Here is a 21481-nt window from a genome sequence, read left to right as displayed (position 1 = left end):
TACTCTACACTCTCACTCTGCCCGCCGCGAGTCCGATCCGGAGCGCGAAGGGCTGGGCGCGGTGGGGGAGAAGGAGCGGGACGAACTCGATCAGTTCCTGAAGGCGCTCGACACCCAGGGGTCACGTTTCGAAGAGCGCCGGGCGGCCGCCGAGGCCCGCGCCGCCGCCCGGAAGTTGCCGTGCAGGGATGTCATGAGGGGTCCCCTTAAGACGTTTTTCGTCTTAAGGGGACCCCTCATGACATCCCGGCACGGTCACTTCCGGGCGGCGGAGCGGGCCTCGGCGGCCGCCCGGCGCTCTTCGAAACGTGACGCCTGGGTGTCGAGCGCCTTCAGGAACTGATCGAGTTCGTCCCGCGCCTTCTCCCCCACCTCGCCGAGCCCTTCGAGCTCGAAGATCTTCCACTGCCGCAGCAACGGCCAGATCACCTCGTCGTGGTGGATCCGCAGGTCGTAGATGCCCGCCTTCGCGATCAGCGCGGCCTTCCGCACGAAGCTCGGGATCACCGCGCCCGGCATCTGGAACTGGACGACCTCGTCGGTGATGGCCCGCATCATCGCGTCGGGGGAAAGCTCCAGCGACGCCTGCACCAGGTTCCGGTAGAAGAGCATGTGCAGGTTCTCGTCCATCGCGACCCGCGCGAGCAGCTTCTCGCACATCGGATCCTGCGTGTACTTCCCGGTGTTGCGGTGCGAGATCCGCGTCGCCAACTCCTGGAACGACACGTACGCGAAGACGTTCAGCAGCGCCTTGTCGCCGCTGTCGTAGCCGGCCTCCATGGTCTGCATCCGCATGCGCTCCAGCTCGACCGGGTCCACCGCGCGCGTCACCAGCAGGTAGTCGCGGATGCAGATGCCGTGGCGGCCTTCCTCGGCGGTCCAGCGGTGCACCCAGGTGCCCCACGCGCCGTCGCGGCCGAAGGCCCGCTCGATCTCGCGGTGGTAGCTCGGCAGGTTGTCCTCGGTGAGGAGGTTGACCTCCAGCGAGGTCCGCGCGATCGGCGACACCCGCGACTGCCCGGGATCCCACGCCTCCCCGCCGAGGTCGGCGAAGTTCCGGCCCTCGTCCCACGGGACGTATTCGTGCGGCATCCATTCCTTGGCGACCCCGAGATGGCGGTTGAGGTTCTCCTCGACCGTCCCTTCGAGTTCGAGCATCAGCCGGGTGGTTTCGGGGACCGCCATGCGCTTCGTCCTTCCAGGGTACGGAAAACGCTACCTACGACACCGTAACTTACGGTGCCGTAGGTAGGCCACCTCCGGAAGATGAACGCCCGGACCCGTGAGTGGCAAGGGCTGTTGGAGCCAAGCATGTTTTCAGGTACCTACGGCCGGGCGGTTTCGTGTGACCGAGTGGACGACACGTGTGATCAGAGGGACGACACGCGGCGGGACTCGGCCGTCGCCGTGCCGTCCGTCCAGTCACGTGTGTCGTCCGTCTGATCACACGTGCCGTCCGTCCAGTCACGCGAAAGTACCGAGTCGGTGCAGGTGGTCGTGAGTGGTGAGGACGGTTAGAACCAGCCTTGCCACTCACGAGCCTTGAACGGCCGCCAGTTTCGGCACCAGCTGCTCGATCGCGTACGGGATGCTCAGCACGGTGTTGAACGAGATCGCGGCGCCGACCGGCGGGTTCTCGTAGGTGATGAACAGATCCCGCTTGCCCGCCGAGACCTTCAGCTTCCGGTACACCGGATCGGCCCGCACCCTGGTCTCCGCGCCGACGTCGGAGTTCAGCCACACCAGCCGGTCCGCGTCGAACAGGTCGAACCGTTCCGAGGTGACCTCGACGACGTTCTTCTCCGGCTTGCTCTCCGCCTTCACCGGGTCGAAGGGCCGGAAACCCAGCTCGGCCATGAAGATCATCTTCGGGTCGGTCGTGGTGAAGGCCGAGAACTTGCCCGCCTCGAAGGTGTCGGCGACGACCATCGACAGCTTCGCGAACTCGGGGTGCTCGGCCCGCGCCTGCGCGAACCGCCGGTCGATCCCGGCGATCAGGTCGTCGGCCTTCGGCGCGAGCCCCAGCGCGCGGCCCACCATCCGGGTCATCTCCTGCCACGGCGCCGCGTAGTCCTCGTACTTCGGCGGCTGCGCGACGACCGGGGCTAGCTGCGACAGCTTGTCGTACTGCTCCTTCTTCATCCCGCTGTACTGGGCGAGGATCAGGTCCGGCTTCAGCGCGGCGATCTTCTCCAGGTTGAAGTCGTCGCGTTCGCCGACGATCTCCGGCTGCTTCTCGCCCCAGCGCGCCTGGGTCCACGGCCACTTGCCGTATGGCCGCTCCTTGAACCAGTCGACGGCGCCGACCGGCCTGATCCCGAGCGCCAGCACGGCGTCGTGGTCGGACAGGCCGAGCGTGACGACCCGCGAGGGCTGCTTCTCGACCGTCGTCGCCCCGTACTTGTGCTCGACGGTCACCGGAAAGGTGCCGCGGGATTCCGGCGGCACCAGCGTTTCGTCGACCGGTTGCGAGGATCCGCAACCGGCCACCAGCAACGACATCATCAGCGCGGTCAGGCCGACCTTGACCCGCACACCGGAAACGGACATGCGGGTAAGGCTAGCCTGCCCAAAGTCCTAAAGGGACGCGGTGAGACCACGGGCACGCAGGACCGAGCGTTCCAGCGGCCGGAACACCAGCAGCTCGATGCCCACGCCCACCAGCAGGATCAGGAAGATCGCCGAGATCACGGCTTCCATGCTGTTGAACGACGAGCCTTCGTTCAGGTACGCGCCGAGCCCCTTGCCGAGCGCCGGGGACAGCGCGATCAACTCCGCGGCCATCAGCGAGCGCCACGAGAACGCCCAGCCCTGTTTGAGCCCGGCCAGGAACCCGGGCAACGCGGCGGGCAGCAGGATGTGCCGCGCCGACGAGAGCCGGTTCGCGCCCATCACCTGGCCGACGCGCGGCAGGATCGGCGGGATCTGGTCGATGCCCGACACGAGGCCGTTCGCGATCGAAGGCACGGAACCCAGCAGGACGACGAAGTAGATCGACGCGTCGTTCAGCCCGAACCACAGGATCGCCGCCGGCACCCACGCCACCGACGGAAGGCTCTGCAGACCGGTCAGGAACGGCCCGACCGCCGAGCGGACGAGCCGCACCTTCGCCACCAGCAAGCCCAGCGGGGTCCCGATGACCACGCCGATCAGGAAGCCCAGCGCGGCCCGGTGCACCGACGTCCACACGAACTCGAAGATCTCGCCGTCGACGGTGATGCCGACGAGTTCGTCCCACACCGCCAGCGGCGCGGGCAGCATCGACTCCGGCCAGAACGCGGCGGCCCACAGCGCCTGCCACAGCACGACCAGCAGGACCAGGAAGACGACCGGCGGCACGAAGCCGCGCAAGAATCGCTTCCCCCGGCTTTCCCGGCGTTCACCGGTGGGGGTGTCGAGCGAGTCGAGTCCCGCGCCGACGGCCTCGTCGGCGTCCTCCGCCGCGGTTTCGGGGCGGTCAAGCCGCGGCATGGGTACTGATCACCTCCCGGAGGTGACCGGTGATCTCCAAGGTCAGCTCTTCGGCGTCGGCGGTCTGGACGTCGCGCCATTCCCGCACGACCCGGCCCGGCCGCGACGAGAGCAGCACGACCCGCTGGCCGAGCCGGACGGCCTCGCGGACGTCGTGGGTCACGAACAGCACCGAGGTGCCGGTGCTGCGGTAGACGCGCAGCAGCTCGCCCTGCAGGACGTCGCGGGTGATGGCGTCGAGCGCGGCGAACGGCTCGTCCATCAGCAGCAGCGACTGCTCCGGGTCACCGCCGACGCGCAGGGTCGCGGCCAGCGCCCTGGCGAGCGCGACGCGCTGCCGCATCCCGCCGGACAGCTCGTGCGGCCGCTTGTCGCCCGCGCCGCCGAGGCGGACGAGTTCCAGCAGCTCGGCCGCCTTCTCTCGGCGTTCGGTCCGGCTGAACCCGGCGAGGCGCAGCGGCAGTTCCACGTTGCGGGCCGCGGTCAGCCACGGCATCAGCGCGGCTTCCTGGAACATCACCGCGGGCCGGGAGGTCTCCAGCGTGATCGAGCCGGACGTCGGCCGGTCGAGGCCGGCGACCAGGTTCAGCAGCGTGCTCTTGCCACAGCCGGACGCGCCGAGCAGGCAGACGAACTCGCCGGGGGCGACCGTCAGGTCCATCCCGTCGAGGGCCACGACGGCGCGGCCGGTCGGCCCGAACGCCTTCCGGACCCCGTCGAGCCGCACGGCGACACCGGTGGACAAGCCTGGCTCCAAGGTGGTCGTCATCGCTGATCCCCTCCGGTCACTTCGTCAGCCCGGGCGCGTTCACGCCGGGCTTGCCCTGCTCTTTGAGCACGGCGTTGAGCGGGCCGAAATCGGCGAACCCCTTGAGGTCCACCGCGGACTTCACCACGCCCGCGGTCACCGAGTCCTGCGCGAGCTGGGTGAAGGTCGACGCCACCGGATCGATGCCGAGGTCGATACCGGAGAACGCGCGGTCGAGGACCGCCTCGCTCAGTGTGCTGCCCGCGAGCGCCTTGAGTTCTCCGTTGACCACCTTCTTCGCCTCGGCGGGGTTGGTCTTCGCCCAGTCGATGGCGGCGAGTTCACCCTTGAGGATGGCGGTGACGGTTTCCGGGTGCTGCTGAAGGAACTCGCTGCGGACGATCACGACGGTGGTCGGGAACTTGCCTTCCGGCCACAGGGTCTTCTCGTCCAGCAGGACCTTCGCGCCCGCGTCCAGCACCAGCCGCGAAGACCACGGCTCCGGCAGCCAGCCGCCGTCGAGTTCGCCCTTCTTGAAGGCGTCGAACGTCTTCGGGTTGTCGAGGTTCGTGATCTTGACGTCGGGAAGCTTCTTCTCGGCGATGAACTTCTTGAGCGCGACGTCCTGGGTGTTCGCCAGTGACGGCGTCGCGATGTTCTTGCCGGAGAGCTGTTCGGGCGCGGTGATCTCGGGCTTCACCACCAGCTGCGCGCCGCCGCTGACCGCACCGGAGACGAGCTGGATGGCGCCCTTGGACTTGGTGAAGGCGTTGATCGCCGGCCCGGAGCCGATGAAGGCGACGTCGAGCGAGTTGCCGAGCAGTGCGTTGACCTCTTCGGGCCCGGCGTTGAATGTCTGCGTGGTGAGCTTCGTCGAGCCGAGTTCCTTGGCGAAGTAGCCGTTCTTGACGCCGATCAGCGCGGGCGCGTGCGTCACGTTGGGGAAGAAACCGACCCGCACCTCGGCCGCCGCGCCCTGGCTCTTCTGCTCCACCGGAGCGGCGCCGTTGTCCGCGCGTGAGCACCCGGTGATTCCTCCGCCCAGGGTCAGGGCGGCGAGTGCCGCGGCCAGGAACCGGGTTCTGTGGTGGGTGCTCACGGGAATGTCGCCTTTCGGGGGATACAGCTCGGCCTCGGGTGGTGGCCGCGAGAGTCGCATGTTCGGCCGTACACCTGCATCGCCATCCGAATGACGGGAATAATCCTGCGAAACCTTGACACCAGTCGAGACAGCTGTTCCACATTCCAGGACAGCCGTCCCATGACCACGATGCCCGATCGGGCGCCCTCCCGGTGTAACGGTCCGGGCCGAACGGGCGAATGACGCTTAGTGGTGAGGCACCCTCGGACCGTCGCGATGGCGGGCGTGCTGACCGCCGGGATCGGGCTGGGCGTCGTCGCGATGACGCTCAAGATCGCCGACGGCACGCACTCCGTGCTCGACACCACCCTGTCCACCACGACCGGGTTCCTCTTCCTCCTCGCCGGCGCCGTCGCGCATGTTCGCCGCGCCTCGAACCCCATCGGCCTGCTCATCGCGATGGCCGGGCTCGCGTTGTTCGCCGAAGACCTGCAATTCGCCGAGGCTCCTGCCGCGCACACCGCCGGGCTGACGCTGACAGCCGCGTCGAGCCCGGTGATCGCGCACCTCGTGCTCGCCTTCCCCCACGGGAAACTCCGGTCACGCTGGGAACGCGTGCTCGCCTTCTCCGCATACGCCGTGGTCTTCGGGGCGGCCGTCCTCGGTCTGCTGGTCAACGACGATCCGAAGAACCTCGCCGCGGTCGCCGCGTCCCCCGAGGCCGAACAGCTGGTCAAACGGCTGCTGGAGCTGGTCGGCGCGCTCATCGGCGCCGGGGTCGTGGTGGTGCTGCTCTACCGCTGGCTCGCCGGACGGCTTCCGCAGCGGCGGCTGCTCTCCCCCGTCGTCGCGATCGCCGTGATCGGCGCGGTGAGCACCACGGCGGGCAGCGCGCTCGGTTCCGCGAATCCGGCGTCCGGCCCGCTGCTCGACGTCTACCGGATCTCGTTCTGCCTGTGGCCGCTGGCGTTCCTGATCGGCGTGCTGCGGGCGCGGGTCGGCAACGCGGAGATGATCCGCCTCCTGCTCGAACGCGACGGCTCCGGGCTGGCGGCGCTCGTACAGGACGACGAGGTGTGGAAGGACAGCCGCTCGATCGACGCGCTCAACGCCGCCGCCGGGCTGGTGCTGGACAACCAGCGGCTCGCCGCGGAACTGGAGGAGCGCCTCGTCGAGGTCCAGGCCTCCCGTGCCCGCATCGTGGCCGCGGCCGACGACGAACGGCGGCGCGTCGAACGGGATCTGCACGACGGCGCGCAGCAACGGCTGGTCAGTGTCGTGCTGTTGTTGCGCATGGCCGAACGAAGGCTCGGGAACGACCTGACCCCGCGCGTCGCGGCCCTGCTGACCGGTACCGTCGACGAACTCCAGGCCACCATCACCGAACTGCGTGAACTCGCGCGCGGGCTGCGGCCCGCGATCCTCACCGAGGCCGGGTTGATCCCGGCGGTCCGGTCGTTGCTGGACCGGGTCCCGCTCGCGGTGGACCTCGCGGCGGCGGACGTGCCGAGGATCGGCGGCGCCGTCGAAGCGACGGCCTACTTCGTCGTGTCGGAAGCTGTCACGAACTGCCTGAAACACGCGCGGGCGCGGGAAGTCCGCGTGCGCATCCGGGTCGAGGAGAACGGCCTGCGGGTGGACGTCCACGACGACGGCACCGGCACGGCCGACATCGACGGCGGTTCCGGGCTGCACGGCCTCCGCGACCGGGTCCGCGCGCTCGGCGGCGAACTGACCGTCGCGAGCGAACCCGGCTCGGGCACCACGGTTTCGGCCGTGATCCCGCTCTAGGCGAGTCCGCGGATCGTGCGCGCGGGCGGCCGCGTCCCTTGGATCGACGCGATCATCTCCAGCACCTGCCGGGTGCGCTTCACCTCGTGCACCCGGAACACCTTCGCCCCTTCGGCCACCGCCCAGGCTGTCGCGGCGAGGGTCCCGTCGACCCGCTCCGCGAGTTCCACGCCGAGCGTCTCGCCGACGAAGTCCTTGTTGGACAGCGCCATCAGCACCGGCCAGCCGGTGTCGGCCAGCTCCCGCGCGTGCCGCAGCAGCGCCAGGCTGTGCCACGTGTTCTTGCCGAAGTCGTGGGTCGGGTCGATCAGCACCCCTTCGCGCGGGACGCCGAGCGCGACGACCGCCTCGGCGAGCGCCGAGGTCTCCGCGACGACGTCGGCGACGATGTCCGGGTAGCGGACCCGGAACGGGCGGGTGCGCGGGACGGCGTTCCCGGTGTGCGAGCAGACGTAACCGGTGCCGAATTCCGCCGCGACCTCGGCCAGCTTCGGGTCGGCGCCCGCCCAGGTGTCGTTGAGCAGGTCCGCGCCCGCCTCGGCCGCGCGCCTGCCCACCTCGTGACGCCAGGTGTCGACGCTGATCACCAGGTCGGGGTGCAGTTCGCGGATCCGTTCGACGAAGGGGACCACCCGTCGGATCTCTTCCTCGACGTCGACGTCCGCGCCGGGGCCGGCCTTGACTCCGCCGATGTCGACGATGTCCGCGCCTTCGGCCACCGCCCTGGCGACCGCCGCGAGCGCGTCCGGATCGGCGAAGGTCGCGCCCTTGTCGTAGAAGGAATCGGGGGTGCGGTTGACGATCGCCATGACCAGGGCGCGGTCCCGGGCGACGCGGCGTCCGCGGAAGGTCAGCTCGTTCACGGACCGATCGTAGGCGAGCGGGCGGTTTCGAAGGAGAGTGCCGCCCAGCGGGAAGAGATCGGATCTTTCTTGACGCGAGGTCGAAGACGCGAGTAGACGTTGTCCCACAAGGAAATATCGCCGTTCCCCAGCGCAGGAAAGGGCCTCGAATGTCACCGGATCCTCTTCGCGCGGCACGCCTTTCGCGGCGCACGGTACTGGCGGGGACCGCGGGCGTCCTCGGCGCGCTCGCCCTGCCCGGCGTGGCGGGCGCGGCGCCGGTGGACCTTTCGCGGGCCGTCGTCGATTCGACGATGAAGCGCTGGACTCCGGCCACCCTCGGCGGCTGGGGCTACACGCGCGGGCTCTACCTCTACGGCCAGTACCTGGTGTACCGGCGCACCGGCGAGCAGGCCTACCTCGACTACATCCTCGCCTGGTACGACCGGTTCGTCACCGAAAGCGGGATCTCGAACGGTTTCACCAATCTCGACGCGATGCGCTCCGGACAGATGTTCCCCTTGCTGTACACCGAAACCGGGCAGGCGAAGTACAAGACCGCGGCGGACCAGCTGCGTGCCCGGTTCCCGGCCTATCCCCGGACGTCCGACGGCGGGATGTTCCACGCCACGAGCAAGACCGGGCAGCTGTGGGCGGACGGCGTGTACATGGCGCAGCCGTTCCTCGCGCTGTACGGCAAGACCTTCGGCGATCCCGGCTACTGCTACGAAGAGGCCGCGAAGAACGTCCTCGTGTACTTCGACCGGCTCAAGGAGCCCGCCAAGGGCCTGCTCTACCACGCTTACGACGAAGACGGCTCGGAACCGTGGGCGTCGGGCGCCGGACGGCATTCGAAGTACCACTGGGCCCGCGCGATCGGCTGGCTCGGCATGACGGCGATCGACCTCCTCGAAACCCTGCCCGCCGGACACCCGCGACGACGGCGTCTCGCCGACATCGTCCGGTTCCTCGCCGCGGGCTACACCCGCTGGCAGGACCGGGCTTCGGGCCGCTGGTTCCAGCTCGTCGACCGGGGCGGCGACAAGGACAACTGGCTGGAGACCTCGGCCTCGGCGATGTACACCTTCCTGCTCTCCCGTGCCGTGGAACGCGGCTACATCGGCGCGGAGTACGGACCGGTGGCCGCGAAGGGCTATCGCGGGGTCCTGTCGCAGGTTTCGACCGGATCCGACGGATTGACCGACATCGCGAACATCTCCGAGGGCACCAATGTCGGCGACACCGCGTATTACTACGGACGTAAACGCAACACCAACGATTTCCACGGTCTCGGCGCGTTCCTCATCATGAATGAGCAACTCGCCCGCTGAGGTCGCCGCCCCGGCCGAAGGACACCTTCCCCGCGCCCGACCTGGGGAAAGTGTCCTTCGGCCGTTTTCGGGGCCAGTGCCGGGTATTGACGGGAGGCGCTAACATCGCACGCTGCGACGCCCACTCCCAGGAGGGACGACCGGATGCGCGAGACGCCAACCCAGGCTTCTTATACCCGGCTCGAACTCGGTGACACCAGCACGATCCCGGTAGGTGTGACGGTTTCTCCGCACGTCTCATTGGTTTCGATGCTCGTCGAGGTGGTCGGCGGGTACGACCGCGGCCTGCCCGCCGCCTGGCGCCGCCAGGTCGGCTCGGCGATCCCCGAGCAGGGATACCGCGCGGCGAGCGCGCTCGCCCGCCGGGGCACTTCGGTGCAGCCGGACTTCATCGTCCCGATCAGCCCCGGCGAGGACTCCTCCGCCGCGGCGCAGGCGGAAATGCTGCGCGACCTGACCGAAGCCGACGTCCTGAAGGGCATCGAAGAGGTCTTCGGGGACCGGTTGCCCGCGCAGTGGCGGCAGGCCGCCGACCATCCGAGACGGTGGGTCGCCTCCCTCGCGGACGCCTTCACCGCGACCCGGCTGGCGACCGAGAACCTGTGGACCAAGGCCAGGCCCCTGCTCGACCGCGAGATCGAACGAATCGGGGTCGCCTCCGTCCGTGGCGGGACCGACGCGGTACTCGGCCTGCTGCGGCCCCATTTCCGGTTCAGCAACGGTTCCCTGTTGCTGCCCGACGCGGAACCGGCGCGATACACCACCCGCGGCCGCAAGCTGATCCTCGTCCCGATGCTCGCGGGCTGCCGGTCGGCGGTGTCCAACTTCGACGAAGAGGACGCCATCTGGATCGGCTATCCCCTGCCGGGGTTGGACGGCCTGCTCGAGACCGGCAGGAACGAAACGGCTCCCGGTGTCGACGGGCTCGACCTCGTGGTCGGCGCCCACCGCGCGAAACTGCTGCGGCACCTCGGGAAACCCGCCCGGATGGGCGAGATCGCGAATCTCCTGTCGTGTGCCGCGAGCACCGCGACGTACCACTGCGAGCAGCTCGTCTCGGCGGGCCTGATCCAGCGGCACCGCGAGGGTCAGGTCGTCCTCGTGGTCCGGACGCCTCGCGGTGACGCGCTGGTGGACCTGCTCTCATGACCGGCGCGGCGGTGGGCTGAAGGGGACTTTCACCGCATGCGATGCGCGGAAAGCGTCCTTCACCGCGTGAGACGAGGCGAAGGACGCTTTCCGCCCGGCGGTGTCCCTAGACCTTCTGCAGCCCCGGCTTCCCGGCTTCCACCACATAACTGCGGTCCGCGGCCAGGGTCACCTTCGAGAAGTCGTACTCGGTGGTGTCCGAGACCGTCATGAAATCGGCCCGCATCTGCGTTTGCGACGCCGTCACCCGCACGTAGCCGCGCTTTCCCCGGCAGTACTTGATGTGCGGGTTGTTCGAGAGCCACGTCGACGACGGGTCGGTCGCGGTGTCGCTGTTGCTCGTGACCGAGGTCGTCACCAGCTCCGAACCGAAAACCGGGTCGTTGTGGTTGAAGTAGTCGCGGCGCAGATCGGCCGCCCAGTGCCGGTGGACGTCGCCGGTCAGCACGATCGGGTTCGGCACCTTGCGGTCCACGATGCCCTTCGCGATCCGGTCGCGGGAGGCCTCGTAACCCTGCCAGGAATCGGGACTCTCACAGGTCGCCTTGTTGCCGTCACCGTCGCGGGTGGCGAAGAAGACCTGCTGGCCGAGGAAGTCCCACTTCGCCGGCTGCGTCTCCAGCGCCTTCAGCAGCCACGCTTCCTGCGCGGTGCCCAGGATGCCGCGCGACGTCGACCGCATGTCGGTGCACGACGGGCCCGCCGAACCGGAGGGGTCGGGCACCTGCGCGCTGCGGTACTGCCGGGTGTCGAGCATGTGGAACCGCGCGAGGTTGCCCCAGCCGAATTGCCGGTACAGGCGGATCGACGCGCCGCTCGGCTTGGCGGTGGACCGGATCGGCATGTTCTCGTAGAAGGCCTGGAAGCCTGCCGTCTTGCGGTCCGCGGTGGCCGGGCTGGTGGTGCCGTTCCAGTTGTTCATCACCTCGTGGTCGTCGAAGACCACGATCCACGGGGCCATCGCGTGCGCGTTCTGCAGGTCGGCGTCGGTCTTGTGCTGGGCGTGCCGGGCGCGGTACTGCGCCAGCGTCTTCACCTCGTCGGTGAAGGCCAATTTGCGCGGATTCCGTTCGGCGGCGGCGCGGCCGGACTTCTTCTCGTACATGTAGTCGCCGAGGAACAGCACCAGTTCCGGATTGTCGGCGAGCATGCCCTTGTACGAGTGGTACCAGCCCTCCTCCCAGTGCTGGCAGGAGGAGAAGCAGTACTTCAGCTGATTGACCGCGGCACCGGCCGCGGGGGCGGTCCGGGTCCGGCCGACCGGCGAAATGTAGCCACTGGTCTTGAAACGGTAAAAGTATTCACGTCCCGGTTCGAGTCCGACCGGTTCGATGTGCACGCTGTGCCCGGAGGCGCGGGCCGCGGTCGCGGTGCCTTTCTGCGCGATCGAAGAGAACGCCTGGTCGTTCGCGATTTCCCAGTCCACTGTGTACGAAGCGTCCGGCATTCCGCCGAAACCGTCGGGGTTCAGCGGCGCGGGAGCGAGCCGCGTCCACAGCACGACACTGTCCGGCAGGGGGTCACCCGAGGCGACACCGAGCTGGAACGGGTCGCGGATGGCGGGCGCCGCCGCCAAGGTTCTCGCGTTCGCCCACGAAGGCACCGTCGACGACAGCGCCGCCGCCGAAACCGCCGCGGCTCCACCGAGGAGTACCGCTCGCCGATTCACCTGGCCCATGAAAATTCAACCTTTCGAAGTGAGGAAAGAACGGGGAGGGATTTCACGCGGCGTAATCGGTGATGCCGCCACTGCACGCTTCGAGCGTCGGATTCGCGGCGGCGTTGGCGACGCAGACCTTGTAATAGACCCACGATCCCTTCGCGACCGGGACGGCCTTGTCGACGTGGGTGCCGTTGCCGCCGGAAGCCCAGACGTAGAACGGGCCGGCGCCACCCTTCAGCCAGTAGGCGACCACGGCGGACTTGCCGTCGGCGTCCTTGTCGTAAACCAGGAAATGAGCATCCGATGAACGGAACTGCCCCTCGCCGGCGCAGACGCCGGTGGAGCATTCGGCGCTGCCGGACCCGACCCCGCAGTCGGGGGCGATCCGCTGATCGGAACCCGTGTAGACGTAACCGTCCGAGATGTAGCCACCGAGCGCGGGGACGTAATCCCACAACGTCGTCTTGCCCAGCGGGCCGGTGACCTCGGTCCCGATCGTCTGGCAGTCGATGGTCACCGAGGCCCCGTTGGCCACCGTGCGCACCGCGGTCGAGGTGGTGCTCGGGGCGCGGCGCACGTTGAGCGGATCACCCGCCGTCTTCACGGTCCCGGTGGCCGCGGCCAGCGCGGGAGTCGCTCCGGCGAGGCCCAAGGCGCCCGCCGTCGCCAGCACGAGAAAGAAACCGGCGAGCCGCCGGACACTTGAACGCTTCATGACTTCAGCGTCGACCGGCGTCGTACACATCACGTACAAACCGGGCAGGTGTCTGCACATGCATGCGAATGGATCTAGCCAGCATGGCGGGACGGCAATATTATCGGCGGATATGGGGCTCCTGCCGTATTGGCGGTTTAGGTGACTATTCTCGGGTTTCGCGTTCTCGGTCCGCTCGAAGTGGCGGTGGACGGACAAGTGGTGCCGCTCGGCGGCCCCAAACCCCGTCTGCTGCTCGCCGCTCTCCTGCTTCAACCCAACGTCGTCGTCTCCACGGAACTGCTGATCGAGGTCTTGTGGCCCTCGTCGGCTCCGCGTTCCGCGGCGGCGAACATCCGCACCTACGTCCACTCACTCCGCAAACGTCTCGCCGACCACGATCCCGAACTGGGGGAACGCATCGGCAGCCGGGCGTCCGGCTACATCCTCAAAGCCACTCCTGGGGAGATCGACCACATCAGGTTCGGCGAATTGGCCGCCCGCGCCCAGGACGCGCTCGGCCGTGGGGAAGCCGAATCCGCTCTCGACCTGCTGGACCAAGCCGAAGCGCTGTGGCGCGGGGAAGTCCTCGAAGGGCTCCCCCACGACCACGGCTGGGGCGCGACCGTGGCCCGGCTGACGGAATTGCGGCTCGCGGTCCAGGAACAGCGGCTGCGCGCGAGGATCGACCTCGGCCGCACCGCCGAAGCCGTCGCCGAACTGCGCGGCCTGGTCACCGAGCATCCCCTGCGCGAAGAACTCTGGCAGCAGCTGATCGTCGCGTTGCGGGCCGACGGCCGCACGGCCGACGCGATCGAGGCCTACGAGACGGCCGAGAAGGTGCTGGCCGAAGAACTCGGCACCGAACCAGGGCCGCGGCTGCGGGAGCTGCGGGCTTCGCTGGTCTTGGCGCCTTCCCTGGCGTCGGACGCCGTGGCCGTCGCGCTCGTCCGGCCCGCGGCGCCGGTCTGTCAGTTGCCGCTGGACCTGCCGGACTTCACCGGCCGCGACGAGGTGGTCGGCGAGCTCGTCGACCTCTTCCGCAACCGTCGCGAGCAGGGGAAACCCGCGATCGCGGTGCTTTCGGGGGCGCCGGGGATCGGCAAGTCCTCGGTCGCGATCCGGGTGGCGCACGCGGTCCGGGAGGACTTCCCGGACGGTCAGCTGCACGTCGATCTCGCCGGGACGTCGTCCTCGCCCCGGCTCCCGATGACCGTGCTCGCCGAGTTGCTCCGCGCGCTGGGCGTCCCCGACGCGGGGCTCCCGCGCGATCTCCCCGAACGCGCGGCGCTGCTGCGATCCCGGCTGGCGACGCTGCGGATGGTCGTCGTCCTCGACGACGCCGGCAGCGCGGCGCAGGTCCGGCCGCTCCTGCCCGGCGCGGGCGCCTGCGCGGTGCTGATCACCAGCCGGGTGCGGATGCCGGATCTGGCCGGGGCCACGCCGGTCGACGTCGACCTCCTAACCGAGGCCGAAGCCGCGAAGCTGCTCGAAGGTATCGTCGGCGCCGGCAGGCTCGCCGCGGAGCCGGAGTCCGCGACCGCGATCCTGCACCACTGCGGGTATCTGCCGCTGGCGATCCGGGTCGCCGGGGCGAAGCTGACCCACCGGCCGGGCTGGACGCTGCGCGTACTGGCCGACAGGCTTCGGGACGAAAGACGAAGACTCGACGAACTCCGTGTCGGTGATCTGGCCGTCCGGGCCAGTGTCACGCTCAGCTACGACCTGCTGCCGATGTCGGCGGCGAGCGCGTTCCGCGGCCTGGGTGGACTCGGTTCGGTCCAGTTCCCCGCCTGGGTGGTCGCGGCCCTGCTCGGCCGCGCGCACGCGGACGACGTCCTCGACGTGCTCGTGGACGCCCACCTCGTCGAGCTCAGCGGCTCGGACGGCACCGGCGAGCCCCGTTACCGCCTGCACGATCTGCTGCGGTGTTACGCCGCCGAACTGCGCGCGCACGACATCCCGTCGAAGGCGCACGACGCCACGAAACGGGTGCTGGAGGGGTATCTCGCGCTCGCGCTCGAAGCCGCGGACCGGATGCCGATCCACTTCTTCGGGCTCTACCGGGACGACACGGCCGTCCAGCCCGCCCTCCCGCCGGGAACCGGGCACCTGATCGAGGATCCGGCCGCGTGGTTCGCCGCCGAACGGCACACCTGCGTCGCCGCCGTCTCGCTGGCCGCCGACCTCGGCTTCGACGGACTGGCCTGGCGGCTAGCCGCCGCGCTGGCGCCGTACTTCGACCAGCGCGGCCACCAGGACGACTGGCTGCACACGCACGCCGTCGCGCTGGCCGCCGCTCGCCGGTCCGGCGAGCTTCGCGGGGAGGCGATCATCCAGCGTAACCTCGGCCAGGTCCAGCTGTACCAGGACAGTTACGCCGAGGCCCTGATCGCGTTCGAGCAGTCGCAACTGCTGTTCGACAAGGTCGGCGAGGCGCGGGGCGCGGCGATCGCGCTGGCCGGGCTCGGCACCGTGCTGCGGATCAAGGGCGAGGACACCGTCGCGCTGGAGCGCTGTCACGAGGCGCTCGACCAGTTCTCGGCGGCCGGGGACCCGCACGGCGAGGCCGTCTCGCGGATCGCGATCGGCGCGGTGTGGCTGGCCCGGCGCCGGTTCCCCGAGGCGGAACAGTGGTTCACCGAAGCGCTCGAACAGTCCGCGCGGATCGGCGACCGGCACCGGGAGGCGCACGCGTTGAAGCGGCTCGCGATGCTGAGGCAGCATCAGGGCAATCTCGCGGGCGCGCGGGAACGGGTCGACCGCGCCATCGCGATCTTCAACGAACTGGGCGACGACCATTGCGTCGGCTACGCGAACCAGAACCTCGGCGAGCTGTATCTGCACAGCGGCGATCTGGCGCACGCGCAGCTGCTGCTGGTCAATTCGCTGAGCGTGCACCGGCGCAACGGGGACCGCCGGTCCGAGGCCGAGGTCTCGCAGTTGCTGGGGGAACTGCACGAGGCGCTCAGCCAGCCCGAGCGATCGCGGACCTATTCGGAACGCGCGCTGGCGTTGTGGCGGGAGCTTTCCGCGCGGCCACAGGAATCCGCGCTCGCCTCGCGCTTGCAGGAGTCCGCCGAAGCGTCCTACGGCGACTCCGCGAGCGCCTGACCCTTTCACCAGTCGGCACCTGAACGCGGGTTCACCCACCGCGATCAGGTGCCGATTCGCGTTTGTATCGATCGTGTACAGGTCCCGGAGAAGCTCCCTTCGTAGCAACCGAGAGTGCTTGAAGGGAGACCGGAATGGTCCGGACCGTGAAGGCCCGCCGTGTGATGGCGGCCGTGCTGGCCATGGGGGCGGTCACCGCGCTGGCCGCCGGCCCCGCGAACGCGGCGCCTGAGGGAACCTGGCGCGCCGATCTGTCCACTGTGGATGGTGACGACGTCAACGTCCGCAGCGACGGTGGCGTGCTCAGCCTGGAAAACGCCGCCTGGCACAGAAAACCCGACTCCATCGGCAGCCAGGGCTACCTGCTGCTGGCCGAGCAGCAGCTCGGGAAGCCGGTCAACCGCGTCACCGCCCAGGTGACCGCCGACGCGCCGAAGGGCACCGAGGTCGAGGTCGACGTCCGCGGCAAGCTCAACTCGAACGACTGGACGGAGTGGACGCCCACCGAGGGTGGCGCCGCGCAGCTGTCCACTTCGGTCTCCACGGTCCAGGTCCGCATCGGACTGCGCACCGTGAACGACGGCGTGACCGCGAAGGTCAGCGACGTCACCCTCCAGGGTGAGCTCGGCCCGCAGGTCAACGCGATCGGCGCGGCGGCGGCCCCGCTGACGTACAAGGTGTTCGGCACCCGCGAAGGTCTCGTCGGCGGCACCACCGCCAACGGGCACGTGATCAAGTCTCGCGACCACTTCGTCGCCCTGCCTTCGGGCCGCGGTCTCGCGCCGAAGAACACCGGCAACTACACCGTGCGGATCTGCCGCACCGACAACAGCCGCTGCGAGTACGCGCCGGTGTGGGACGTCGGCCCGTGGAACACCAAGGACGACTACTGGAACCCGTCGGCCACCCGTCAGATGTGGAAGAACCTCCCGCAGGGCAAGCCCGAGGCGCAGGCCGCGTACCAGGACGGCTACAACGGAGGCAAGGACGAGTTCGGCCGCAAGGTGGCGAACCCGGCGGGGATCGACCTCGCGGACGGCACCTTCTGGGACGGCCTGAAGATGACCGACAACGGCTGGGTCAACGTCTCCTACCTGTGGACCGGCTCCGGCCCGACCGGCGTCGTCAGCACGGCGGGCGACCCGATGAACGTCCGGGCGTCGGCGAGCACGAGCGCGGCGATCAAGGGCCTCGCGGCGAACTACGCCAAGGTCAACATCGAATGCTACGTCGAGGGCGACACCGTCACCGGCAAGTTCGGCACCAGCAACATCTGGGACCGGATCGGCCCGGGGCACTACATCTCCGACACCTACCTGCAGACCGGTTCGGATCTGCCGGTCGCACCGAAGTGCTGACGCACTCCTGATCGCGAAGGCCCGGCGTACCCCATAACGCCGGGCCTTCGCCCTTTTATGTGCCACTGAACGGCGCAATTGTTCACAACCATGAATGGACTTCACAAGCGCGTAATCGTCATGCGAAACTCCCGAGACGCATTTCCCACTGACGAATGGCGGGCATTGTGAGCGTTTCCCGGCGAACCCTGCTGACCACCGCTGCCGGAGCCGCCGTCGCGGCGACGGCGATCGCCCCGGCCGCCGGTGCGGCCGACGCGCCAAGGACTTTCCGCCGGGCCGCCGACTACGCGGTGTCCAAACTGCGAGCCGTCGCGCCCGGCGTGACGACCTTTCCGGAGATCACCCGGTTCGAGAAATGGACCTATTCCGCGAAAGGTGGCTGGATCGGCGGTTTCTGGCCGGGAACGTTGTGGCTCGCCTCGATCTACAGCGGCGATCCGCGATTCCGGACCCTCGCGGCGGCGTCCGCGGAAAAGCTCGCGCCGCGTCAGTACGAAACGAGCGATCACGATCTCGGATTCCTGTTCTACCCGTCCTGGGTGACCGGCTGGCGGCTCACCGGCGACGAGAAATGGCGCACCGGCGCGCTCAACGCCGCCGCGTCGCTCAGCCGGCGCTACAACGAAAAAGGGAAGTTCATCCGGGCGTGGGGCGCGCTCGGCACGCCGGGCAACGCCGGGCGGGTCATCGTCGACACGATGATGAACCTGGACCTGCTGACCTTCGCGAGCAAGCAGACCGGTGACCGGATGTACCTCGACATCGCGATCTCGCACGCGAAGACCACCGAACGGGTCTTCGTTCGCCCGGACGGTTCGACCCCGCACGTATTCGACTTCGATCCGGACACCGGTGCCGAGATCGGCCCGAACTCCGTGCAGGGCTACAGCCCGACGTCCTGCTGGTCGCGCGGTCAGGCCTGGGCGATCTACGGATTCACCACGATGTACCGGCGTTCCGGCGACCCGCTGTTCCTGCGGACCGCGCAGCGCCTCGCCGACTTCGCGCTCCGCGCCCTGACGCCGGACAACGTGCCGGTGTGGGACTACCTCGCGCCGCAGGCGCCGCACGACATCAAGGACTCCTCCGCCGGCGCCGTGATGGCGTGCGGCCTGCTCGACCTGGCGAAGGTCGCGAACCGGCCGCAGTACCGCGAGGCGGCGATCCGGATCCTCACCGCGTTGTGCGACACCTGCCTGACCACGAAGTCCACTCGCGCCGAGGCGATCATGGCGCGGGGCACGCGCAACCGTCCGGCCGAGGACGGCGTCGAGGTCTCGTTGCCCTACGGCGACTACTACCTGCTGGAGGGCATCCTTCGGGTGCTGATGCCGAAGGAGATCGAGAAGGCGATCGACCTCTCGACCGGCTGACTCCAGGTGGTCGTGAGTGGTAAGTGACGTTCTAACGTCACTTACCACTCACGACCACCCCGACCGACACCTCACCCGCCCGCCACACTTGCCTGTCCCCAGTAGAACCGTCCTGACCACTCGCGAGGTTTCGTGCGGGCGGATGGACCGAGGGGCCCGGATTCGTCGCGCGGTACGAACGGACGCCCGAGGAAACCTCCTAGGGTCGCCATGAACGAGGCGATCCAAGGAGGCGAAGCATGCGGACACTCTTGCGTGGCGGTCGTGTCATCGATCCGGCGACGGGGTTCGACGGCACGGCCGACGTGCTGGTATCCGACGGCGTGATCACCGCCGTCGAAGCGGGTTTGACCGCGGAGCCCGGTGATGTGGAAATCGACGTCACCGGGCTCGTGGTCGGACCGGGCTTCATCGACCTGCACAGCCACGTGCACACCATCGCGGGCCAGCGGCTCCAGGCGATGGACGGGGTGACGACCGCGCTCGACCTCGAAGCCGGTCTGATGCCGATCGAGCGGGCCTACGCCGAGGCCGCCGCGGCGGGGCGTCCGCTGCACTACGGGTTCTCCGCGTCCTGGGGTGCCGCGCGGGCGCAGGTGCTCGCCGGGATCGAACCGGACGCGAACATCGACAGCGGTCTCGCGGTGCTCGGGAACCCGGTCTGGCAAAGGTCTTCGTCGCCGAAGGAACTCGCAGCCTGGCTGTCCCTTGTGGACGGTGAGCTGGCCGCGGGCGCGCTCGGCGTCGGCGTCCTCCTCGGCTACGCGCCCGACACCGACCCCGGCGAGTTCCTCGCGCTGGCCCGCCTCGCGAAGGAGGCCGGGGCGCCGACCTACACCCACGTCCGCGAACTGGTCGAGGTGAACCCGGAGACGCCGATCGACGGTTCGGCGGAGATCGCGATCGTCGCGGCCGAGACCGGCGCCGCGATGCACCACTGCCATGTGAACAGCACGTCCGGTCAGCAGATCGAGCGGGTGCTCGCGGCGCTCGAAGCGGGCCGCTCGGCCGGATCCAGGGTGACCGTCGAGGCCTATCCGTACGGTGCGGGCAGTACCGCGATCGGCGCGGCGTTCCTCTCACCCGAACGCCTGAAGATGAAGGGGCTCTCGCCGTCCAGCGTGATCATGCTGGAGTCGGGGGAGCGCATCGCCGACGAAGGCCGCCTCCTCCAGGTTCGCGCCGAAGACCAGGGCGCGCCGTGCATCCTGGAGTTCCTAGACGAAAGCGACCCGCACGACCTCGGCCTGCTGCGCCAGGCGCTCGCGTTCCCCGATGCCATCGTCGCCAGCGACGCGCTGCCCGTCTACTGGAAGAACGGGACCAGCGAGAGCACCGAATGGCCGCTGCCGCCCGGCGGTGCGACGCATCCGCGCACGGCCGGCACGTACGCCAAGACGTTGCGCCTGATGGTGCGCGAGAGCAAGGCCTGGACCTGGCTGGAAGCGTTCCGGCGCTGTTCGTACCTGCCGGCGCGCGTGCTCGACGAGGTCGCTCCCGGGGCCCTGGCCAAGGGACGGCTCGACGTGGGAGCCGACGCAGACATCGTCGTCCTCGATCCGCACACCATCACCGACGCGGCGACCTACTTCGACTCGACCAGGCCTTCGGTCGGCGTCCGGCACCTGTTCGTCGCGGGCGTCCCGGTCGTCACCGACGGGAACCTGCGCACCGACGCCTTCCCCGGCAAGCCGCTGCGGGGTGAACCGCGATGAGCGAACTGCTGGACGACATCGAGACGCTCGTCCGCTGCGAGTCCCCGTCCTCGGACCACGAGGCGGTGTCCCGCAGCGCCGAAGTGGTGGCGGAAGTGGGCCGGAGACTGCTCGGCGTGGAGCCGGAACGGATCGTCGTCGCCGGGGTCACACATCTGCGCTGGCGATTCGGCGACGGACCGCCGCGGGTGCTGCTCCTCGGGCACCACGACACGGTGTGGCCGCACGGTTCGCTGGAGACTCATCCGTTCTCCGTGCGGGACGGTGTGCTTCGTGGCCCGGGCTGTTTCGACATGAAGGCCGGGGTCGTCATGGCCTTGCACGCCGCCGCGACCGTGCCCGACCGCGACGGACTGTCCATTCTGGTCACCGGTGACGAGGAGGTCGGCTCACCGTCGTCCCGCGCCTTGATCGAGGAATCGGCGGCGGGCTGCGACGCGGCGTTCGTGCTGGAGGCGTCGGCCGACGGTGGCGCGCTGAAATGCCGTCGCAAAGGCGTTTCCCACTACCGGGTCGAGGTCGTCGGCCGCGCCGCGCACGCCGGGCTCGAACCGGAGAAGGGGATCAACGCGGGGATCGAGATCGTCCACCAGATCCTCGTGATCGCCGCGATCGCCGATCCGGAGGCCGGGACCAGCGTGACACCCACCGTCGTCTCGGCGGGAACGACGGTCAACACCGTTCCCGCCGCCGCGAGCGTGGCTGTCGACGTCCGTGTGTGGAACGAGGCCGAGCAACTCCGGGTCGATCGGGCCATGCGTGACCTCCGGCCGGTACTGGAGGACGCGGAGGTCCGCGTGACCGGCGGGATCAACCGGCCGCCGCTCGAAGAAGGTTCGTCGGCGGGATTGTTCGAGCTGGCCCGGGAACTGTCGGGCGAACTCGGTCTCGGTGAACTCGCTTCCGCGTCGGTCGGTGGCGCTTCGGACGGGAATTACACCGCGGGGATGGGGATTCCCACGCTGGACGGCCTCGGCGCCGTCGGCGGCGGGGCGCACGCGGATCACGAACACGTCGTCGTCGCGGAATTGCCTCGGCGCACCGCTTTGCTGGCCGCACTCGTGGAAAACGTGCTCGCGAAGCGGGGTCCGTCCGGCGCGACGAAGAGCGCGGGCGAATCTGGTGCGGCACGACGGTGACTCGGCCAC

16 protein-coding genes are annotated in these 21481 nt (G+C 69.1%); 8 read left to right on the top strand and 8 right to left on the bottom strand.

Features of this window, described 5'->3' with window-relative positions:
• Positions 1-255 precede the first annotated feature (255 nt).
• From CFP71_RS23230 to CFP71_RS23210, 5 genes are all read right to left on the bottom strand, one after another.
• Complete coding sequence (locus CFP71_RS23230) at positions 256-1185, bottom strand: acyl-ACP desaturase (protein ID WP_093936054.1); 930 nt, start codon at positions 1183-1185, stop codon at positions 256-258.
• A 348-nt stretch (positions 1186-1533) separates the two neighbouring features.
• Positions 1534-2550 carry an iron-siderophore ABC transporter substrate-binding protein gene (locus CFP71_RS23225; RefSeq protein WP_093936053.1) on the bottom strand — a complete coding sequence of 339 codons (1017 nt, stop codon included), beginning with the start codon at positions 2548-2550 and terminating at the stop codon, positions 1534-1536.
• Between the two features lie 27 nt (positions 2551-2577).
• Complete coding sequence (locus CFP71_RS23220) at positions 2578-3471, bottom strand: ABC transporter permease (RefSeq protein ID WP_093936052.1); 894 nt, start codon at positions 3469-3471, stop codon at positions 2578-2580.
• Positions 3458-4240 (bottom strand): ABC transporter ATP-binding protein, encoded by a 783-nt coding sequence (locus tag CFP71_RS23215; protein WP_093936051.1) that lies wholly within the window; start codon positions 4238-4240, stop codon positions 3458-3460. Before CFP71_RS23215 ends, CFP71_RS23220 begins: the two co-directional genes overlap by 14 nt.
• 16 nt (positions 4241-4256) lie before the next feature.
• The gene (locus CFP71_RS23210) at positions 4257-5318 is read right to left on the bottom strand and encodes an ABC transporter substrate-binding protein (RefSeq protein ID WP_093936050.1); all 1062 of its coding nucleotides are present in this window, start codon (positions 5316-5318) and stop codon (positions 4257-4259) included.
• A gap of 258 nt (positions 5319-5576) precedes the next feature.
• Here CFP71_RS23210 and CFP71_RS23205 point away from each other — a divergent pair, with 258 nt between their 5' ends.
• Complete coding sequence (locus CFP71_RS23205; protein ID WP_093936049.1) at positions 5577-7091, top strand: sensor histidine kinase; 1515 nt, start codon at positions 5577-5579, stop codon at positions 7089-7091.
• Here CFP71_RS23205 and folP read toward each other — a convergent pair.
• Complete coding sequence (gene folP / locus CFP71_RS23200; protein ID WP_093936048.1) at positions 7088-7954, bottom strand: dihydropteroate synthase; 867 nt, start codon at positions 7952-7954, stop codon at positions 7088-7090. The two genes, CFP71_RS23205 and folP, sit on opposite strands and share 4 nt — an antisense overlap.
• Before the next feature lie 149 nt (positions 7955-8103).
• Here folP and CFP71_RS23195 point away from each other — a divergent pair, with 149 nt between their 5' ends.
• Positions 8104-9264, top strand: coding sequence for a glycoside hydrolase family 88/105 protein (locus CFP71_RS23195; RefSeq protein ID WP_093936047.1), 1161 nt, complete (start codon positions 8104-8106; stop codon positions 9262-9264).
• Between the two features lie 144 nt (positions 9265-9408).
• Positions 9409-10413 (top strand): winged helix-turn-helix domain-containing protein, encoded by a 1005-nt coding sequence (locus tag CFP71_RS23190; protein ID WP_093936046.1) that lies wholly within the window; start codon positions 9409-9411, stop codon positions 10411-10413.
• 106 nt (positions 10414-10519) lie between these two features.
• Here CFP71_RS23190 and CFP71_RS23185 read toward each other — a convergent pair whose 3' ends face one another.
• Together CFP71_RS23185 and CFP71_RS23180 are read right to left on the bottom strand one after the other, a co-directional pair.
• Positions 10520-12091 (bottom strand): alkaline phosphatase D family protein, encoded by a 1572-nt coding sequence (locus tag CFP71_RS23185; protein ID WP_093936045.1) that lies wholly within the window; start codon positions 12089-12091, stop codon positions 10520-10522.
• 43 nt (positions 12092-12134) lie between these two features.
• The gene (locus CFP71_RS23180) at positions 12135-12791 is read right to left on the bottom strand and encodes a hypothetical protein (RefSeq protein ID WP_093936044.1); all 657 of its coding nucleotides are present in this window, start codon (positions 12789-12791) and stop codon (positions 12135-12137) included.
• A gap of 141 nt (positions 12792-12932) precedes the next feature.
• Between CFP71_RS23180 and CFP71_RS23175 the strand changes: the two genes are divergently transcribed.
• The 5 genes from CFP71_RS23175 to CFP71_RS23155 all read left to right on the top strand — a co-directional run bounded on the left by CFP71_RS23175 (position 12933) and on the right by CFP71_RS23155 (position 21472).
• Entirely contained in the window at positions 12933-15884 is a 2952-nt protein-coding gene (locus tag CFP71_RS23175) for an AfsR/SARP family transcriptional regulator (protein WP_093936043.1), read from the top strand.
• A gap of 134 nt (positions 15885-16018) precedes the next feature.
• Entirely contained in the window at positions 16019-17242 is a 1224-nt protein-coding gene (locus CFP71_RS23170; RefSeq protein WP_093936042.1) for a hypothetical protein, read from the top strand.
• A gap of 167 nt (positions 17243-17409) precedes the next feature.
• Complete coding sequence (locus CFP71_RS23165) at positions 17410-18618, top strand: glycoside hydrolase family 88 protein (RefSeq protein WP_093936041.1); 1209 nt, start codon at positions 17410-17412, stop codon at positions 18616-18618.
• A gap of 239 nt (positions 18619-18857) precedes the next feature.
• Positions 18858-20333: an amidohydrolase family protein gene (locus CFP71_RS23160; protein ID WP_093936040.1), complete on the top strand. Its 1476-nt coding sequence runs from the start codon at positions 18858-18860 to the stop codon at positions 20331-20333.
• Positions 20330-21472 (top strand): M20 family metallopeptidase, encoded by a 1143-nt coding sequence (locus tag CFP71_RS23155; RefSeq protein WP_167406241.1) that lies wholly within the window; start codon positions 20330-20332, stop codon positions 21470-21472. The genes CFP71_RS23160 and CFP71_RS23155 overlap by 4 nt, the downstream gene beginning before the upstream one ends.
• Positions 21473-21481 lie beyond the last annotated feature (9 nt).

It is taken from the genome of Amycolatopsis thailandensis (assembly GCF_002234405.1).
Taxonomy (GTDB): Bacteria; Actinomycetota; Actinomycetes; order Mycobacteriales; family Pseudonocardiaceae; genus Amycolatopsis; species Amycolatopsis thailandensis.
Note: the sequence above shows the minus strand (reverse complement) of the source record. Positions and strands in the feature narration are given on the sequence as shown.

Bases quoted from the DNA above. Each gene is read 5' to 3' on its own strand.
- CFP71_RS23225 (WP_093936053.1), bottom strand. From the start codon at position 2,550: ATGTCCGTTTCCGGTGTGCGGGTCAAGGTCGGCCTGACCGCGCTGATG.
- CFP71_RS23180 (WP_093936044.1), bottom strand. From the start codon at position 12,791: ATGAAGCGTTCAAGTGTCCGGCGGCTCGCCGGTTTCTTTCTCGTGCTG.
- CFP71_RS23215 (WP_093936051.1), bottom strand. From the start codon at position 4,240: ATGACGACCACCTTGGAGCCAGGCTTGTCCACCGGTGTCGCCGTGCGG.
- CFP71_RS23155 (WP_167406241.1), top strand. From the start codon at position 20,330: ATGAGCGAACTGCTGGACGACATCGAGACGCTCGTCCGCTGCGAGTCC.
- CFP71_RS23230 (WP_093936054.1), bottom strand. From the start codon at position 1,185: ATGGCGGTCCCCGAAACCACCCGGCTGATGCTCGAACTCGAAGGGACG.
- CFP71_RS23205 (WP_093936049.1), top strand. From the start codon at position 5,577: ATGGCGGGCGTGCTGACCGCCGGGATCGGGCTGGGCGTCGTCGCGATG.
- CFP71_RS23195 (WP_093936047.1), top strand. From the start codon at position 8,104: ATGTCACCGGATCCTCTTCGCGCGGCACGCCTTTCGCGGCGCACGGTA.
- CFP71_RS23185 (WP_093936045.1), bottom strand. From the start codon at position 12,091: ATGGGCCAGGTGAATCGGCGAGCGGTACTCCTCGGTGGAGCCGCGGCG.
- CFP71_RS23160 (WP_093936040.1), top strand. From the start codon at position 18,858: ATGCGGACACTCTTGCGTGGCGGTCGTGTCATCGATCCGGCGACGGGG.
- CFP71_RS23220 (WP_093936052.1), bottom strand. From the start codon at position 3,471: ATGCCGCGGCTTGACCGCCCCGAAACCGCGGCGGAGGACGCCGACGAG.
- CFP71_RS23190 (WP_093936046.1), top strand. From the start codon at position 9,409: ATGCGCGAGACGCCAACCCAGGCTTCTTATACCCGGCTCGAACTCGGT.
- CFP71_RS23170 (WP_093936042.1), top strand. From the start codon at position 16,019: ATGGTCCGGACCGTGAAGGCCCGCCGTGTGATGGCGGCCGTGCTGGCC.